This is a genomic window from Streptacidiphilus sp. EB103A (genome assembly GCF_041261405.1).
GTDB lineage: Bacteria > Actinomycetota > Actinomycetes > Streptomycetales > Streptomycetaceae > Streptacidiphilus.
On the sequence record NZ_JBGCAQ010000008.1, the window covers coordinates 199274 to 214730 of the forward strand.

The 15457-nt window shown below is 70.2% G+C and carries 18 protein-coding genes and 2 pseudogenes; 12 read left to right on the top strand and 8 right to left on the bottom strand.

What is annotated here, in order from left to right; translation table 11 throughout:
- Positions 1–114 precede the first annotated feature (114 nt).
- On the bottom strand, positions 115–333 hold the full coding sequence (locus ABH941_RS15355) for a hypothetical protein (RefSeq protein ID WP_370129841.1): 219 nt from the start codon (positions 331–333) through the stop codon (positions 115–117).
- On the opposite strand from ABH941_RS15355, the pseudogene ABH941_RS15360 reads away from it, so the two are divergent.
- A pseudogene (locus ABH941_RS15360) lies at positions 230–1409 on the top strand (APC family permease). The gene ABH941_RS15355 and the pseudogene ABH941_RS15360 overlap by 104 nt on opposite strands.
- A gap of 151 nt (positions 1410–1560) precedes the next feature.
- Here the strand turns inward: ABH941_RS15360 and ABH941_RS15365 are convergent.
- Positions 1561–1649: pseudogene (locus ABH941_RS15365) on the bottom strand (DUF1707 domain-containing protein); the annotation flags it as partial.
- A 482-nt stretch (positions 1650–2131) separates the two neighbouring features.
- On the opposite strand from ABH941_RS15365, the gene ABH941_RS15370 reads away from it, so the two are divergent.
- Together ABH941_RS15370 and ABH941_RS15375 are read left to right on the top strand one after the other, a co-directional pair.
- Positions 2132–2980 (top strand): SDR family NAD(P)-dependent oxidoreductase, encoded by an 849-nt coding sequence (locus ABH941_RS15370; protein ID WP_370129713.1) that lies wholly within the window; start codon positions 2132–2134, stop codon positions 2978–2980.
- A gap of 46 nt (positions 2981–3026) precedes the next feature.
- Positions 3027–3101 (top strand): 50S ribosomal protein bL37, encoded by a 75-nt coding sequence (locus ABH941_RS15375; protein ID WP_370129837.1) that lies wholly within the window; start codon positions 3027–3029, stop codon positions 3099–3101.
- Positions 3102–3167: 66 nt separating this feature from the next.
- Here ABH941_RS15375 and ABH941_RS15380 read toward each other — a convergent pair whose 3' ends face one another.
- Positions 3168–3701, bottom strand: a complete 534-nt coding sequence (locus ABH941_RS15380) for a DUF1707 domain-containing protein (RefSeq protein ID WP_370129714.1) — start codon at positions 3699–3701, stop codon at positions 3168–3170.
- Between the two features lie 114 nt (positions 3702–3815).
- On the opposite strand from ABH941_RS15380, the gene ABH941_RS15385 reads away from it, so the two are divergent.
- Positions 3816–4277, top strand: coding sequence for a group II intron maturase-specific domain-containing protein (locus tag ABH941_RS15385; RefSeq protein ID WP_370129716.1), 462 nt, complete (start codon positions 3816–3818; stop codon positions 4275–4277).
- A gap of 244 nt (positions 4278–4521) precedes the next feature.
- Here ABH941_RS15385 and ABH941_RS15390 read toward each other — a convergent pair whose 3' ends face one another.
- Positions 4522–4992, bottom strand: coding sequence for a Rieske (2Fe-2S) protein (locus ABH941_RS15390; RefSeq protein ID WP_370129718.1), 471 nt, complete (start codon positions 4990–4992; stop codon positions 4522–4524).
- Between the two features lie 103 nt (positions 4993–5095).
- The gene (uvrA, locus tag ABH941_RS15395) at positions 5096–8104 is read right to left on the bottom strand and encodes an excinuclease ABC subunit UvrA (protein WP_370129719.1); all 3009 of its coding nucleotides are present in this window, start codon (positions 8102–8104) and stop codon (positions 5096–5098) included.
- A gap of 241 nt (positions 8105–8345) precedes the next feature.
- Here uvrA and ABH941_RS15400 point away from each other — a divergent pair, with 241 nt between their 5' ends.
- The 5 genes from ABH941_RS15400 to ABH941_RS15420 all read left to right on the top strand — a co-directional run bounded on the left by ABH941_RS15400 (position 8346) and on the right by ABH941_RS15420 (position 11984).
- Positions 8346–9080 (top strand): maleylpyruvate isomerase family mycothiol-dependent enzyme, encoded by a 735-nt coding sequence (locus tag ABH941_RS15400; protein WP_370129720.1) that lies wholly within the window; start codon positions 8346–8348, stop codon positions 9078–9080.
- Between the two features lie 4 nt (positions 9081–9084).
- Entirely contained in the window at positions 9085–9738 is a 654-nt protein-coding gene (locus ABH941_RS15405) for an MBL fold metallo-hydrolase (protein ID WP_370129721.1), read from the top strand.
- Positions 9739–10096: 358 nt separating this feature from the next.
- Positions 10097–10420, top strand: coding sequence for an STAS domain-containing protein (locus ABH941_RS15410; protein ID WP_133999770.1), 324 nt, complete (start codon positions 10097–10099; stop codon positions 10418–10420).
- Between the two features lie 100 nt (positions 10421–10520).
- Positions 10521–11144, top strand: a complete 624-nt coding sequence (locus ABH941_RS15415) for an HdeD family acid-resistance protein (RefSeq protein ID WP_370129723.1) — start codon at positions 10521–10523, stop codon at positions 11142–11144.
- 606 nt (positions 11145–11750) lie between these two features.
- Positions 11751–11984, top strand: a complete 234-nt coding sequence (locus tag ABH941_RS15420; protein ID WP_370129724.1) for a hypothetical protein — start codon at positions 11751–11753, stop codon at positions 11982–11984.
- 28 nt (positions 11985–12012) lie between these two features.
- On the opposite strand, the gene ABH941_RS15425 is transcribed toward ABH941_RS15420, so the two are convergent.
- Positions 12013–12267 (bottom strand): hypothetical protein, encoded by a 255-nt coding sequence (locus tag ABH941_RS15425; protein ID WP_243876083.1) that lies wholly within the window; start codon positions 12265–12267, stop codon positions 12013–12015.
- Positions 12268–12389: 122 nt separating this feature from the next.
- Between ABH941_RS15425 and ABH941_RS15430 the strand changes: the two genes are divergently transcribed.
- Positions 12390–12593 (top strand): hypothetical protein, encoded by a 204-nt coding sequence (locus ABH941_RS15430; protein WP_370129725.1) that lies wholly within the window; start codon positions 12390–12392, stop codon positions 12591–12593.
- A 111-nt stretch (positions 12594–12704) separates the two neighbouring features.
- On the opposite strand, the gene ABH941_RS15435 is transcribed toward ABH941_RS15430, so the two are convergent.
- Positions 12705–12908 carry a cold-shock protein gene (locus ABH941_RS15435; protein WP_034090357.1) on the bottom strand — a complete coding sequence of 68 codons (204 nt, stop codon included), beginning with the start codon at positions 12906–12908 and terminating at the stop codon, positions 12705–12707.
- Positions 12909–13364: 456 nt separating this feature from the next.
- Here ABH941_RS15435 and ABH941_RS15440 point away from each other — a divergent pair, with 456 nt between their 5' ends.
- Entirely contained in the window at positions 13365–13568 is a 204-nt protein-coding gene (locus ABH941_RS15440) for a cold-shock protein (protein ID WP_030258797.1), read from the top strand.
- 70 nt (positions 13569–13638) lie between these two features.
- On the opposite strand, the gene ABH941_RS15445 is transcribed toward ABH941_RS15440, so the two are convergent.
- Entirely contained in the window at positions 13639–14838 is a 1200-nt protein-coding gene (locus tag ABH941_RS15445) for an MFS transporter (RefSeq protein WP_370129726.1), read from the bottom strand.
- A 141-nt stretch (positions 14839–14979) separates the two neighbouring features.
- On the opposite strand from ABH941_RS15445, the gene ABH941_RS15450 reads away from it, so the two are divergent.
- The gene (locus tag ABH941_RS15450) at positions 14980–15441 is read left to right on the top strand and encodes a MarR family winged helix-turn-helix transcriptional regulator (RefSeq protein WP_370129727.1); all 462 of its coding nucleotides are present in this window, start codon (positions 14980–14982) and stop codon (positions 15439–15441) included.
- The last annotated feature ends 16 nt before the right edge of the window (positions 15442–15457 follow it).

The following is a 15457-nucleotide window of genomic DNA, read 5'->3' on the forward strand; positions in this document are numbered from 1 at the left end:
CGCATGCCCCCCCCAGTGTGTCGGCGAGCACTGTTGTCATCGAGAACATGCAGGTGGCCTGACCCTGGGCCAGCTATCGTTCCCCCGGGTCAGGCACCGTGATCACGCTGTCCCTCAGGCCGCTGTCGAGGAGTGACGGGTGACGGGCACGCCAGTGACACCGGCGGGGGCCGGGGAGTTGAAGCGCAGGCTGGGCGTGTTCGACGCGGTGGTGATCGGCCTCGGGTCGATGATCGGTGCAGGGATCTTCGCCTCCCTGGCCCCGGCCGCCTCCGCTGCCGGCTCCGGACTGCTGCTGGGCCTGGCAGGGGCGGCCGTGGTGGCGTACTGCAACGCGACGTCCTCAGCGCGATTGGCCGCCCGTTACCCGCAGTCCGGCGGAACCTACGTCTACGGCCGCGAACGGCTCGGCACCTTCTGGGGCTATCTTGCCGGCTGGGGTTTTGTGGTCGGCAAGACCGCCTCCTGCGCGGCCATGGCCCTGACCGTCGGCTCCTACCTGTGGCCCGGGCAGACGCACACGGTAGCCGTAGCCGCCGTAGTGGTGCTGACCGCGGTTGAACTATACCGGCGTGCAGAAGTCCGCCTGGCTGACCCGGGTGATCGTCGCTGTGGTCCTGGTGGTGCTCGCCGCGGTCGTGACCACCTGCCTGAGCGGCGGCAGCGCCGAGGCCGCCCGTCTGGACATCGGCCGGGACGCCACCTTCGGCGGGGTGCTGCAGGCCGCCGGACTGCTGTTCTTCGCCTTCGCCGGGTACGCACGCATCGCCACCCTGGGCGAGGAGGTCCGCGCCCCGGCGCGCACCATCCCCCGCGCCATCTCGACAGCGCTCGCGATCACCCTGGTGGTTTACTCGGCCGTCGCCATCGCCGTGCTGTGCGTCCTTGGACCCGGCCAACTCGCCCACACCGCCGCGCCGCTGGCCGACGCGGTCCGCGCCGCCGGCGTCCGGGGCCTGGCCCCGGTGGTGCGCCTCGGCGCCGCCCTGGCAGCGCTCGGCTCGCTGCTCGCGCTGATCCTCGGCGTCTCACGCACCACCTTCGCGATGGCCCGCGACCGGCACCTGCCGCACGCACTGGCCGCCGTCCACCCACGCTACGAGGTCCCGCACCGCGCCGAACTCGCGGTCGGCGCGGCGGTCACCGTCCTGGCCGCCACCACCGACGTGCGAGGGGCGATCGGCTTCTCGTCCTTCGGCGTCCTGGCCTACTACGCCATCGCCAACGCCTCCGCGTGGACCCTGACCCCGAACGAAGGCCGACCTGCGCGGATCATCCCAGTTGTCGGCACGGCAGGCTGCCTGGCCCTGGCCTTCGCACTGCCTCTGACCTCGGTGCTGGTCGGAGCGGGTGTCATCGCACTCGGCGCTATCGCCTACGCCCTGCGCAAAACCGCTGCCCGCACCTGAACCACGCTGCTGCGAGAGCCGATCGGCAGGCCGCATCGCCGGCCAACTCGGGTGCGGCTCAGGCAGGTCAGCCGTGGGCAGACAGGGGTGCGGGCTTCCTCAGCAGCCACTGGCCGACTGTCCGCCTTCGGTGCCGCACGACGACGCGGCCCGTGCGCGCCGACATGGCGCCCTCCAGGCGCTCGTCCAACTCGGCCGCAGTCAGACGGCCGTCGCCCGCCGCGACACGCAGTACCTCACCCGGTCTCGGTCCGCCTGAGACGCCCGCGCAAGCTCTCCATTGCGACCAACGGCCCGGGGTCGCCCGAGGTGTGGAGCGAGGTGCGGCGTTGGTTAAGGCTGCGGCAGGATTGGGATGTCAGCCGCCAAGAGCGCGCCAGGAAACCCCTCGACGTCTTGCCCGGTGCCGACCGTGCCGCTTGCATCGGTCCATGGGCCCATTCATCCGCAGCACCGACAGCGCCGTGACGGCGCCGGGCTGCCCTGCCCTGCCGGAGCACACCGCTCCGCACCCCGGCCGTCTCCACGACGACCGGCCGCCGCATCCCGGCTGCTGAACACCGCCCTTCCAGGCCCGCCTTCTCCTGCGGTCCGGCGCCGACGCGCGCCCCGCCGCCTGCTCCCGCACTCCGGACGTCTCCGTTCGGGGTGCGGTGAGGTCTGACCTTCCATGGACCGGAGCCTGCCACCGCCCGCCCGGTCCTTCATCGAACGGACCCCCTGTGTCTTCTGTCTCCTCCCACGGCCTCGCCTTCGCCGACCGCACCGCCCTGGTCACCGGCGCCACCGAGGGCCTCGGCTTCCAGACCGCGCTGCGCCTGGCCACCGGCGGCGCACGGGTGATCGTCCACGGCCCCAGCGCCGAGAACACCGCCCTCGCCGTCCAGCGCCTGGCAGCGGCCGGCGCCCCCGCATCGCAGCTGGAGCAGGCCGTCGCCGACTTCGCCCACCTCGACCAGGTCCACCGGCTCGGCACCGCGCTGGCCGAGCGGCATGCGCGCCTGGACCTGCTGGTCAACAACGCCGGCATCGCCGCACCCGAGCGGCGCACCCTGACCCGGCAGGGCAACGAGCTCTGCTTCCAGGTCAACTACCTCGCGCCCTACCTGCTCACCCGCCTGCTGGAACGCCCGCTGGCCCGCAGCACCGACAGCCGCATCGTCGCCCTGGGCTCCAGCCTGCACCGCACCGCCAACATCGACTGGACCGACCTCACCCGCGCCAAGCGCTACTCCCGCGTGGTCGCCTACGGCCAGTCCAAGCTGGCCCTGACCACCTTCATCGGAGCGCTGGCCAAGTGGCTCCCGGCCGGGCACACCGCCATCACCGTGCACCCCGGCGTCGCCGAGACCGCGATCCGCCCGCTGTACGGGACCTCGGGGCGTCCCGCCACCGAGGTCGCCGAGACCCTGCTCACGCTCTGCTGCCCACTGACCGAAGTCGTCAACGGCGCCTACTACAACCAGCTGATGCTCAGCGCCCCCGGCCCCCAGGTCAACGACAAGCGCTCCATCGAGCGCCTGCTCAAGCTCAGCGAGAAGCTCACCGAGCGCACACCGCTGACCGTCTGACGATGCGCCACACCGCCTTCCAGCGCACACCCACCACGAGGAACCCATGTCCAAACGCGCCCGCAAAAAGCACGACCGCCGCAAGAAGAACGGCAACCACGGTAGCCGCCCCGGCTCCTGAACACTGACGACCGACACGGGGGACGGCTCGGCCGAAACCCTCGGCCGAGCCGTCCCCCGCAGCGACTCACCGCCGCTGCTCGACGACCTTCGCGTGCAGGAGCTTCCCGGCGAACTCAAGGCGGAGACGGGGATCGGCAGCGGCGTTCTTGGAGTGGAGCTTGAGCTTGGAGTAGGTGAGGGTGAGCCCGTCAGTGTCGATCACGATGCCCGGCGCACTGACGATAAACAGCTTGCCGTGCACCATGTCCGTCTCGATTCGCAGGACGTTCGAGGTGGTCACCGCGTGGGTGAAGTCCAGGGTGACTCGGCACTCCCGCGTGCGAAGCTCGATCCGCGCGGGTACCTGCCAGAGCCCGTCCCGGACGTACTTGCCACCGTGTTGCTCGACCACGAGGACATCTTTGGCTGCGGGCGCGACCGGCAGGTCGGCAGTGAGCCGGGCCAGCTCGCTGAGCGTCCGGGCTGAAAGCGCGCCCTCCAGCCGGGCGTCGAGCTCCTCGGCGCTGAGTCGGCCGTCACCGCCGGCAACCCGCAGCGCGTCCACGACGCGGTCGCGATCCTCGTGCGATGCCCGCAGCTCGGGCAGATCCTCCGACATGGCAGCCACAGTAGCAAGGCAAACCGTGCCCACTACCTGAGCAATTCAGCAAGGTGCTGGCCCGGTTCGGCCGGGCGCTCGCCGCTGGCGGCCACGGTGCTGGGCGGGCTCGGGATGCGACTGCATCCGGAGAAGACCGACATCGTCTGCCTTCGTGAAGGCGGGCAGGGCTTCGATTTCCTCGGCTTCCATCACCGCAGGGTGGAGTCGTGGAAGCGGCGGGGCAGGTTCTACCTGCAACGCTGGCCCTCGGCCAGGGCGTTGGGGGTGCTGCGGGACAAGATCCGTGCGGCGACCTCCAGTTCCCGGACCGAACGGCCGGTCGACGCCGTGGTGGCCGACCTCAACCCCGTCCTGCGGGGCTGGGCCGGGTACTTCCGCAACGGGAACTCCGGGCGGAAGTTCAACGCGGTCGACGGCTACGTCCACGAGCGGCTGGCGATCTTCGCCAGCCGAAAACACGGCCTCAAGGGCCGGAACTGGACCACCCGCTACACCTATGGGTGGATCACCCGGCTCGGGGTCTACCGCCTGACCGGAAACGTACGCGGGGCGTCAGCGCATGCCCAGCGGTGAACGATGTCGGAAAGCCGGATGCGGGAGAACCGCACGTCCGGTTTGAGGTGGCGGGGACTGGAAACGGAGCGGAAGCCACCGCGCCAGTCCCCGACCCTACTAGAAAGTCACAACGCTGCGTGCGGTAGTCCAGTTGCCCGAGGGGTCGGCCATGGGATTACCGTACCGACTGGCGGTGACATTCCCAGTTGTCCACCCTGCACAGAGCGCGGGGCTCCCAACAGGAGAATCGCGGCAGGATGTGTCAGGCGGTGAAGACCAGGCTGCCGTTCTGGACGGCCACCGTCTTGGCCGGCAGCGGGGACGACGCCGGACCGTTGGCGACGGAGCCGTCGGCGACCTTGAACCGGCTGCCGTGGCAGGGGCACACGATGGCGCCGCTCTGCACGCCGTCGACCAGGCAGCCGGCGTGGGTGCAGACCGCGCTGAACGCCTTGAACTGGCCGGCGACGGGCTGGGTCACCACGATCTTCTGGTCCTTGTAGACCTTGCCGCCGCCGACCGGGACATCGCTGGTCGGCCCCAGCGTGGTCGGCCCGGAGGCGGCGCTGGTGCTGGTGCTGCCGGAGGCGGTCGAGCAGGCGGCGAGCGCCAGCCCGGCGACGCCGGCCACCCCCACGGCGGCCGCGCCGCGCAGCAGCGCGCGTCGGTCGGTGCCGCAGCAGCCTCCGCAGTCGGCGGTCTCCATGGCGGGGGCGGCGTCGGGCTGGGTCATGGTCGCGGGCTCCATCGGCAGACGTGACGCGGGGCATCACGCTGACGCGGTGCACCCGGGGCTGGTTTCGGCTCCGGGTGCACCCTATGCGGCTTTCCTGAGACTACTTCTTACCGGGGGCGGCCTTCTTCGCCACCGCTTTCTTGGCCACTGCCTTCCCTGCGGCCTTCCCAGGCGCCGGCTGCTTCGCCGGAGCCTTCTTGGCCACCGCCTTCCGCGCCGCCGGCTTCTTGGCCGCGGCGGCCTCCTCCGCCGCCTCCTGCGCGAACACCCGCTCGCCCAGGATGTCGCGGAGGAACTTGCCGGTGTGGCTCTCGGCCACCGTCGCGATGTGCTCGGGGGTGCCCTCGGCGACGACCAGGCCGCCGCCGTTGCCGCCCTCGGGGCCCATGTCGACGACCCAGTCGGCGGTCTTGATCACATCCAGGTTGTGTTCGATCACGATCACCGTGTTGCCCTTGTCGACCAGCCCGGTCAGCACCTTGATCAGCTTGCTGATGTCCTCGAAGTGCAGCCCGGTGGTGGGCTCGTCCAGGACGTAGACGGTGCGTCCGGTGGAGCGCTTCTGCAGTTCGGAGGCCAGCTTGACGCGCTGCGCCTCGCCGCCGGAGAGCGTCGGCGCGGACTGGCCGAGCCGGACGTAGCCGAGGCCGACCTCGGTGAGGGTGCGCAGATGCCGGGCGATCGGCGGAACGGCCTCGAAGAACGCCAGGCCCTCCTCGATCGGCATGTCCAGCACCTCGGCGATGGACTTGCCCTTGAAGTGGACGTCCAGGGTCTCCCGGTTGTAACGCGCCCCGTGGCACACCTCGCAGGGGACGTAGACGTCCGGCAGGAAGTTCATCTCGATCTTGATGGTGCCGTCGCCGGCGCAGTTCTCGCAGCGGCCGCCCTTGACGTTGAAGGAGAAGCGGCCCGGCAGATAGCCGCGCACCTTCGCCTCGGTGGTCTCCGCGAACAGCCGGCGGACATGGTCGAAGACACCGGTGTAGGTCGCCGGGTTGGACCGCGGGGTGCGGCCGATCGGCGACTGGTCGACATGGACCACCTTGTCGACCAGGTCGGTACCGGTGACCCGGGTGTGCCGGCCGGGGACGCTGCGGGCGCCGTTGAGCTCGCGCGCCAGGTGGGTGTAGAGGATGTCGTTGACCAGCGTGGACTTGCCCGAGCCGGAGACGCCGGTGATCGCGGTCAGGGTGCCCAGCGGGAAGCTGACGTCCACGTCCTGCAGGTTGTGCTCGCGCGCGCCCTGCACGGTGATGTGCCGCGCGGGGTCGATCGGGCGGCGCATGGCCGGGATGGGGATGCTGCGCCGGCCGGAGAGATAGGCGCCGGTCAGCGACTCCTTGTTGGCCAGCAGTCCCTCGCGGGAACCGGAGTGCACCACATGGCCGCCGTGCTCCCCCGCACCCGGGCCGATGTCCACCACCCAGTCCGCGGTACGGATGGTGTCCTCGTCGTGCTCCACCACGATCAGGGTGTTGCCCAGGTCGCGCAGCCGCACCAGGGTCTCGATCAGCCGGTGGTTGTCGCGCTGGTGCAGCCCGATCGAGGGCTCGTCCAGCACGTAGAGCACGCCGACCAGGCCGGAGCCGATCTGGGTGGCCAGCCGGATCCGCTGGGCCTCACCGCCGGAGAGGGTGCCGGCGGCGCGGTTCAGCGAGAGGTAGTCCAGGCCCACGTCGACCAGGAACTTCAGCCGCTCGTTGACCTCCTTGAGGACCCGCTCGGCGATGGTCTTCTCGCGGTCGGAGAGTTCCATCGCGCCCAGGAAGTCGGCGCAGTCGCTGATGGACATCGAGGAGACCTCGGCGATGGACTTCCCGGCCATGGTCACCGCCAGCACCACTGGCTTGAGCCGGGTGCCGTGGCAGGCCGGGCAGTCCACCTCGCGCATATAGCCCTCGAAGCGCTCCCGGCTGCTGTCGGTCTCGGACTCGGAGTGCCGGCGCTGGACGAACGGCACCGCGCCCTCGAAGCCGGTGATGTAGGAGCGCTCGCGGCCGAAGCGGTTCCGGAACTTCACCTCGACCTGGGAGTTGTGCCCGTACAGCAGCGCCTTCCTGGCGCGTTGCGGCAGCCCGGCCCAGGGGATGTCGGTGCGGAAGCCCAACTCCTTGGCCAGCGCGCTGATCAGCCGCTGGTGGTACTCCCGGGTGTGGCCCAGCGACCAGGGGTGGATGGCGCCCTCGTCGAGGGTCTTCTCCTCGTCGGGGACGATCAGGTCCGGGTCCACCTCCATCCGCGAGCCCAGCCCGGTGCACTCGGGGCAGGCGCCGAACGGCGAGTTGAAGGAGAAGGAACGCGGCTCCATCTCCTCGTAGGAGATGTCGTCGAAGGTGCAGTAGAGGTGCTCGGAGTACATCCGCTCACGCTCGGGGTCGTCCGCCGGCAGGTCGACGAAGTCCAGCACGACCGTGCCGCCGGAGAGCTTGAGCGCGGTCTCGACCGAGTCGGTGAGCCGGCGCTGGGCGCTCTTCTTCACGGTGAGGCGGTCGATGACCACCTCGATGGTGTGCTTCTCCTGCTTCTTGAGCACCGGCGGCTCGGTCAGCTGGATCGTCGCGCCGTCGACCCTGGCCCTGGAGTAGCCCTTGGTCTGCAGATCGGCGAAGAGGTCGACGAACTCGCCCTTGCGGGCCCGGATCAGCGGGCTGAGCAGCTGGAACCTGGTGCCCTCGGGCAGCTCCAGCACCTTGTCCACGATCTGCTGCGGCGACTGCCGGGCGATGGGCCGCCCGCAGACCGGACAGTGCGGGTGACCGATGCGCGCGAAGAGCAGCCGGAGGTAGTCGTAGACCTCGGTGATGGTGCCGACGGTGGAGCGGGGGTTGCGCGAGGTGGACTTCTGGTCGATCGAGACGGCCGGGGAGAGGCCCTCGATGAAGTCCACGTCGGGCTTGTCCATCTGCCCGAGGAACTGCCGGGCGTAGGAGGACAGCGACTCGACGTAACGGCGCTGGCCCTCCGCGAAGATGGTGTCGAAGGCCAGCGACGACTTGCCCGACCCGGAGAGGCCGGTGAACACGATGAGGGAGTCACGCGGCAGGTCGAGCGAGACGTTCTTCAGGTTGTGCTCGCGAGCACCGCGAACGATGAGGCGGTCTGCCACGCTTCTGCGCCTTCCGGATTGTATGGGGCGTCGGGCGGCCGGGGACGGGGCGAGGCCCTGGAGGGGGCGATCCTGGACCGCCCGACGCGAGAACTCTATGGGAGCACGTGTTCGATTTTTGAGGCAATCGAGAACCGTCACCCGAAGGGATGAACACGACGCTAGCGTGAGAGCTTCCCCGCCGTGGGAAACGACAGAAAACCACGCGGGACACGCGCCTCGGACGTGACGGGAGACACCTATGACCGCCCCTGCCCAGATCCCCACGCAGAGCATCGCCCAGGCCGCGGAGGCCACCGAACGGCTGCTGCACAGCGTCGAGGCGATGGTCCCCGGCCGGCTGTACCAGCCCTCCGCGCTGCCGGGCTGGACCAGGGGCCATGTCCTCACCCACATCGCACGCAACGCCGACGCGCTCTGCAACCTGCTGCGCGGCGCCCGCGCCTCGCAGCCCATCCCGATGTACCCGAGCCTGGAGGCCCGCGAGCGCGCCATCGAGGACGGGGCCAAGCGGTCGCTCCCCGAGCACCTCGCCGACCTGCGCGCCTCCGCGCTCCGCTTCGTCGGCGCCTGCGAGGCCATGCCGGACGCAGCCTGGTCGATCGAGGTCCCGCACCGGCTCGGCGCGTTCCCCGCCTTCGGCGTTCCGTACAAGCGCGTCTCCGAGCTCGAGTACCACCACGTCGACCTGGCCCTGGACTACACCCCGGCGCACTGGCCCGCCGACTTCGTCGCCCGCGAGCTCGCCTCGCTCACCGCCCGCTTCCGCGACAACGCCGACCTGCCGACGCTGTACCTGCACGACTCCGGCAGCGACGCCGGCTACCGCATCGGCCGTGGCCCGCAGCGGACCCCGGAGCCGTTGCGGCTCTCCGGGCCGGCCGCGGCACTGGTCGCCTGGCTCTCCGGACGCTCCGACGGATCCGCGCTGGGCGTGCCCACCGCCGACCTGCCGGCGCTGCCGCCGCTAGGCTGACGTCATGTCGTACCACGGAGCGGTGAAGGTCGGCGGGACCCCTGCGGTGCGGGAGCTCCCGCAGCTCATGATCACCAAGGTGGCCGTCGGGCCCATGAACAACAACGCGTATCTGCTGCGCTGTCGGGCCACCGACGAGCAGCTGCTGATCGACGCCGCCGCCGAGGCCCCGGTCCTGCTGGAGACCGTCGGCGGCAGCCTCGCCACCGTGGTCACCACCCACCGCCACCAGGACCACTGGAACGCCCTCGCCCCGGTCGTCCAGGCCACCGGCGCCCGCACCGCAGCCGGCCGCCTGGACGCCGAGGGCATCCCGGTCCCCACCGACCTGCTCCTCGACGACGGCGACATGCTCCGCTTCGGTGAGATCGAACTGACCGTCCGCCACCTGGTCGGCCACACCCCGGGCGCGATCGTCCTGATCTACGACGACCCCAAGGGCCACCCCCACCTCTTCACCGGCGACTGCCTCTTCCCCGGCGGCATCGGCAACACCTGGGGCGACACCGCGGCCTTCACCAGCCTCCTCGACGGCGTCGAGACCAAACTCTTCGCCGCCCTCCCCGACGAGACCTGGGTCTACCCGGGCCACGGCGACGACACCACCCTCGGCACCGAACGCCCCAACCTCGCCGAATGGCGCACCCGGGGCTGGTGACGGGGGCTCAGGTCCCGGCGGACGGTGCCCCGCATCCACGCGACCCGGGGCACCGGTACGCGACCGGGGGATGCGCGCACACCGACTTCTTGTCCATGCACCGGCAAAATAATCATGCGACCGTCGATGCTTACCAACCAGAGACCACAGCGGGCCCGCCCCGGTTCCCGACGAACTGACGGGACGGGTCGGCAGCGCGGCCATGACCCTATGCTGGGAAGTCCGCCACGCACCCCCGCTGCCCTCGGGCCGCTAGCAGAGAGGCACGCTCCAGCGAGGGAAATTCAGATAAGACGTGTACACGCCATGGTTGATTCAATTACCTTGCTCGAGTCACCGTTGGCGCATCGGAGATGACATGGGCACCCGTTCAGACATATCCGTCCTCCTGATGGACGGCTCCAGGACCGCAGAGATCATGCTCACCGGCCGCGTTGACCGGCGGGCCGACGCGATGCTCGCCGAGGCCCTGGAACTGCTGCTCACCGATCCACAGGTGGGGCGGATCGAGATCGACACCGCGCTGGTGAACTTCTGCGACCGGGGCGGACTGACGGTGTTCATCCGGGCTCAGCGCCAGGCCGCCCACTACGGGGTCCCGCTCTGCATCGTCCGGGCGGCGCCGCTGCTGCAGCACGTCCTCAAGTCCACCGGCCTGTCCCAGATGCTCACCTCGGCGTAGTCGCGGGCGGGCGGGCTTCGACCGGTTTTCGACGGGCGGGAACGCGGCGGCGGAGGGACGATGGCCCCCATACGTATCAGCCGTGCGAGAGGTTGCCGACATGAGCGTCTCCTCCGATCCCTACTCCGGTCCGCACCGTGACCGTCCCGCCGCGGGTATCCGCTCGGGGCTCACGATCGAGGCCCTCGCCAACGCCGCCTGGCAGGTGCTCGCCACCGCCGGTGCGGCCTCGATCGTCCTGGGCCTGCTGGTCCTGATCTGGCCGCACGCGACGCTCGCCGTCGTCGGCGTCCTCTTCGGGATCTACCTGCTGGTCAGCGGTGTCTTCCAGATCGCGGGAGCGTTCGGCGACCATGTGCCGGGAGCGCTGCGCGCCGTCTGGTTCGTCAGCGGCGCGGTCTGCCTCATGCTGGGGCTGATCTGCTTCCGCGGGGCCGCTGAGTCCATCCTGCTGCTCGGTCTGTGGATCGGCTTCGGCTGGTTGCTCCAAGGAGTGATGCTGACGGCCGTCGCCCTCTCCACGGAGGGGCTGCCGGCCCGCGGCTGGCAGTTGTTCCTCGGCGTGATCACTGCGATCGCGGGCATCGTGCTGATCGTCTCGCCGTTCCACTCACTCACGGTGCTCACCGTGGTGTCCGGGATCTGGCTGCTGGTGCTGGGCGTGACCGGCATCGTCCATGCTTTCCAGCTGCGCTCGCTCGCCAGGCCGCGACGAGTCGGATGAACACCCGCACCCGGCCTCTCACAGACCGTCACCAGCACCGGGCCGCACGGCGGTGACCCGCCCGGCCGGGTGCGCCGGACCCTGCCCGGGAATGTGCCCTTCCGTCGAACTTCCGGTCGTCATATGCTCATTGCGTTGCCCCGGACCCCGGCTGCACGCACTTGACCGGTGCGAACCCCCAGCCTGGGGGACCCGGAGCGGAAGGCAACCTCCGTACCCACGGTGCCTTCTGCCGCCTGGTCCCCGTCCTCCGTCACCCGCGGACAGGTCGGCGCGTCCGCACCCAAGTGCCGCTCGGGGCGCCCAGTGCCCACGCACCCTGACGCGGATGGGTTCTCCGTCGGGGCTGCTTCCACCCGTCGCTCCAGGGCATGCGACGGCAGACGGTCCGTACCGGTCCGGCCACCGGCGCGGACCGTCCTGGATGTCCGGGGCCGACGAACCGGGACCACCCTGTCAGCTCCTGATGGAACAGTGAATCGTGCCGTCATGGGCGTAGTGCCCGGACCGCCCGGTTTCCTACGATGATCACCGCAAGGCCCTGTTGTGCCCCTGTGCGGACCACGGTGGCACCCGAACGCCACGCGGATACGGAGCACTCGCGCGATGACAGCTCTGCACTGGCGAACTGCGCGTGAACTGCGCCTCATCGCCAAGATCATCCCTGATCCGCGCCATCCCGGCGAATGCCTCGACCAGCTCGCCGACGTCCGCGTCGCCGCGAGCGGACCGGTCCTCTACGTGGACGCCCGGCGGACCGGGGAGGACGACGGGGGCCCGGCGGAGCCGGAGGTCTACGCGATACCCAGCTCCTCAGTGATCTTCCTGGCTTTCCGCTAGCCGCAAGCCGCCGGCCAGGAACGGCCCGCTACTCCCCCGTGTCGGCGCCCCAGAAGCCCGGGCCGCCGCCCACCCAGGCCACGGCCTCGGACTGGGCCACGTCGACGTCCTCCAGTCCGGCCCTGCGGGCGAACTCCTCGACGTCGGCCAGGTTGTAGGCCTTCCCCACCACGGTGCCGAGGATCTCGACCCCGCGGTACGGCGGCCGGGTCGTCATGTTCGGCGGGTGGACCACGATGTGGGCGCCGTGGCTGCTGTGCTCGGTGCTGTCGGTGTGGTTCATGCCTACCATCCTGCCGCCCGCATCCGGCGAAAGCGCGTCATTGAACCGGGCCGGCCCCCGCCGCGTACCCTCGGTGGACCGCCGATCCCGGTGGGGGCGGCCGACGCGGAGCGGAGTGGCTCATGTGGGTGCGTGGAGTCGGCGGGGTACTGCTGATCGTGCTGGGGGCGGTCTGGGTCGCCCAGGGGACGGGGGCGGTGCACGGTTCGATGATGAGCGGCCACAGCCAGTACGCGGCGCTCGGGGCGCTGGTGATCCTGGCGGGGGTCGCGCTGCTCGGATGGGCCTGGCGGGTCCGGGCAGGACGGTCCCGCGACGGTCGCTGACCGGCGCGGGACCGTCGGCCGCAACGCGGAACGCCCCGCACCGGGGGTACCGGTGCGGGGCGTTCGCTGGTCTTTCGCGGTCGGGGCCTGCGGCCCCTGGAGCGGAGGACCTTACAGCGGGCGGATGTTCTCGGCCTGCGGGCCCTTCTGGCCCTGCGTGACGTCGAACTCGACCTTCTGGCCCTCGAGGAGCTCGCGGAAGCCCTGGGCGTTGATGTTGGAGTAGTGGGCGAAGACGTCGGCGCCGCCGCCGTCCTGCTCGATGAAGCCGAAGCCCTTTTCGGCGTTGAACCACTTGACGGTACCGGTGGCCATGTCTCTCGTTCTCCTCTGTAGTCGTGCAGGAACCGCACCGTGCGGAGTCCGAGTACTCGATCCGCACGCCCGTGCCATGAATGAGGGGAGATCCCGGACAGCAAAAAAGCCCGCGATCGGGATCACGGGCGTACAAACGTCGAGAACCACGACTACTACAGGGCAAAACCGTACACTATGGGCGCTCTCCGGACCACGCGACGCGAGGACCACCGCGTGTCGCGCGACCTGGATCACCGCGACCCGGATCAGGGATCTGTTGACGCCACCCGGTACGCACCCTGTATTCTCTAGATCAGTTGCAGTGCGTGGTTCCCTAAGTTTTGGCCGCCCGTGATCGCGATCACGGGCGTTCGTGCTTTTGCAGGTCCCTTCGTGACCAGGGTGATCATTCCGGCGACACAGGGCCCGTACCGTGCGAGTCCTGGCACCAGCCCCTGACAGAAGGAGACCAATATGGCCACCGGTACCGTGAAGTGGTTCAACGCCGAAAAGGGTTTCGGCTTCATTGAGCAGGACGGCGGCGGCGCCGACGTCTTCGCCCACTACTCCAACATCAACGCGCAGGGCTTCCGCGAGCTCCTCGAGGGCCAGAAGGTCGAGTTCGACGTCACGCAGGGCCAGAAGGGCCCGCAGGCCGAGAACATCCGCACGATCTGACGATCGCCGCGCGTCGAGGACGCCCCCGCACTCCGGTGCGGGGGCGTCCTTGCGTTTTCCGCCGGCGGCGCTAGGCGAACAGCCGGTCGGGCTCGTCGGCCGCCGGGACCGCCTCCGCCGCACCCGCGGTCCTGCGCTCCAGCGCGGAGGAGAGGACGGCCAGCCCCAGGGCGGCCACCGCGAACGCGGCGCCGACCCAGTTGGGCGCGGTGTAGCCGAGGCCCGCCGAGATCACCAGGCCGCCGGCCCAGGCGGCCAGGGCGTTGCCGAGGTTGAAGGCGCCGATGTTGAGGGCCGAGGCCAACGTGGGCGCCCCTGCCGCCTGGTCCAGCACCCGCTTCTGCAGCGGCGGCACGGTCGCGAAGCCCAGGGCGCCGATCAGGAAGACGGTGACCGTGGCCGCGACCTTGTCGTGCGCGGTCACGGTGAACAGCGCCAGCACGGCGGCCAGCGCGCCGAGGGTGACGTAGAGCATGCGCATCAGCGAGCGGTCCGCGTAGCGGCCGCCGACCAGGTTGCCGACCACCATGCCCAGGCCGAACAGGGCCAGCAGCCAGGTCACCGAGGTGTCGGCGAAGCCGGCCACCCCGGTCATCATCGGCACCAGATAGGTGATCGCGGCGAACACCCCGCCGAAGCCCAGCACGGTCATCGCCATCGCCAGCAGCACCTGCGGATTGCGCAGGACCGCGAGCTCGTCCCGCAGCCGCACGTCCCCGGAGCGGGACTGCTCCGGGATCAGCCGGGCGACCCCGAACAGGCCCACCACACCGAGACCGGCGATGAACAGGAAGGTGGCGCGCCAGCCGAGGTGCTGCCCGACCAGGGTGCCCAGCGGCACTCCGACCACATTGGCGACGGTCAGGCCGGTGAACATCAGCGCGATGGCCCCGGCCTTCCTGTGCGGCGCCACCAGGTCGGCGGCGACCACCGAGCCGATGCCGAAGAAGGCTCCATGGGCCAGCGAGGCGATGATCCGCCCGGCCAGCATCATCCCGAAGGAGGGAGCCAGCGCGGAGACGGTGTTGCCGATGACGAACAGCCCCATCAGCAGCATCAGCATCCGCTTGCGGGGTATCCGGGTGCCGAGCACGGTCATCAGCGGTGCACCGGCCACCACACCCAGCGCATAGCCGGTGACCAGCAGGCCCGCGGTGGGAACGGTGACGCCGAACGTGTCGCCGATCTGTGGCAGCAGCCCCATGACCACGAACTCGGTGGTGCCGATGCCGAAGGCCCCGATGGCCAGGGCGAGGAGTGCGAGCGGCATGGGGGTGCGCCTTCCGTGACGTGCGGACTTCCAGTGACGCGGAAGCACCGTGGGGACAACCGGGTACGGATGGCAAGGTTAGTTGCAGACGCTGTCTATTTGCAAACGCTGGTTATTGCAGAAGTGTCGTATCATCGGGGTATGACCGCCACGGACCCAGACCTCACAGCGCTCGCCCAGGGCTGGTGCGCCCTCTCGCTGCTGCACGGACGGATCGAGTCGCACATCGAGCAGGCCCTGCAGGCCGGGCACGACCTCAGCGTGCGGGAGTACTCGCTGCTGGACGTACTGAGCCGGCAGCACAACGGCACCGGCGGCCATCTGCGGATGTCCCAGGTCGCGGAGGCGGTCGTGCTCAGCCAGAGCGCGACGACCCGGCTGGTCTCCCGACTGGAGGACCGCGGTCTGCTGTCCCGCTACCTCTGCCCGACGGACCGGCGCGGCATCTACACCGATGTCACCGAGGCCGGACTGGCACTGCTGGAACAGGCGCGCCCCACCCATGAGCGCACCCTGCGCGAGGCCCTGGACGCCGCGGCACAGAACCCCGAGCTGGCGCCGCTGGTGCGCGCCGTCAGCTCACTGCACGCGGTGCACGCCTGAGCTTCGCCTTCGGCGG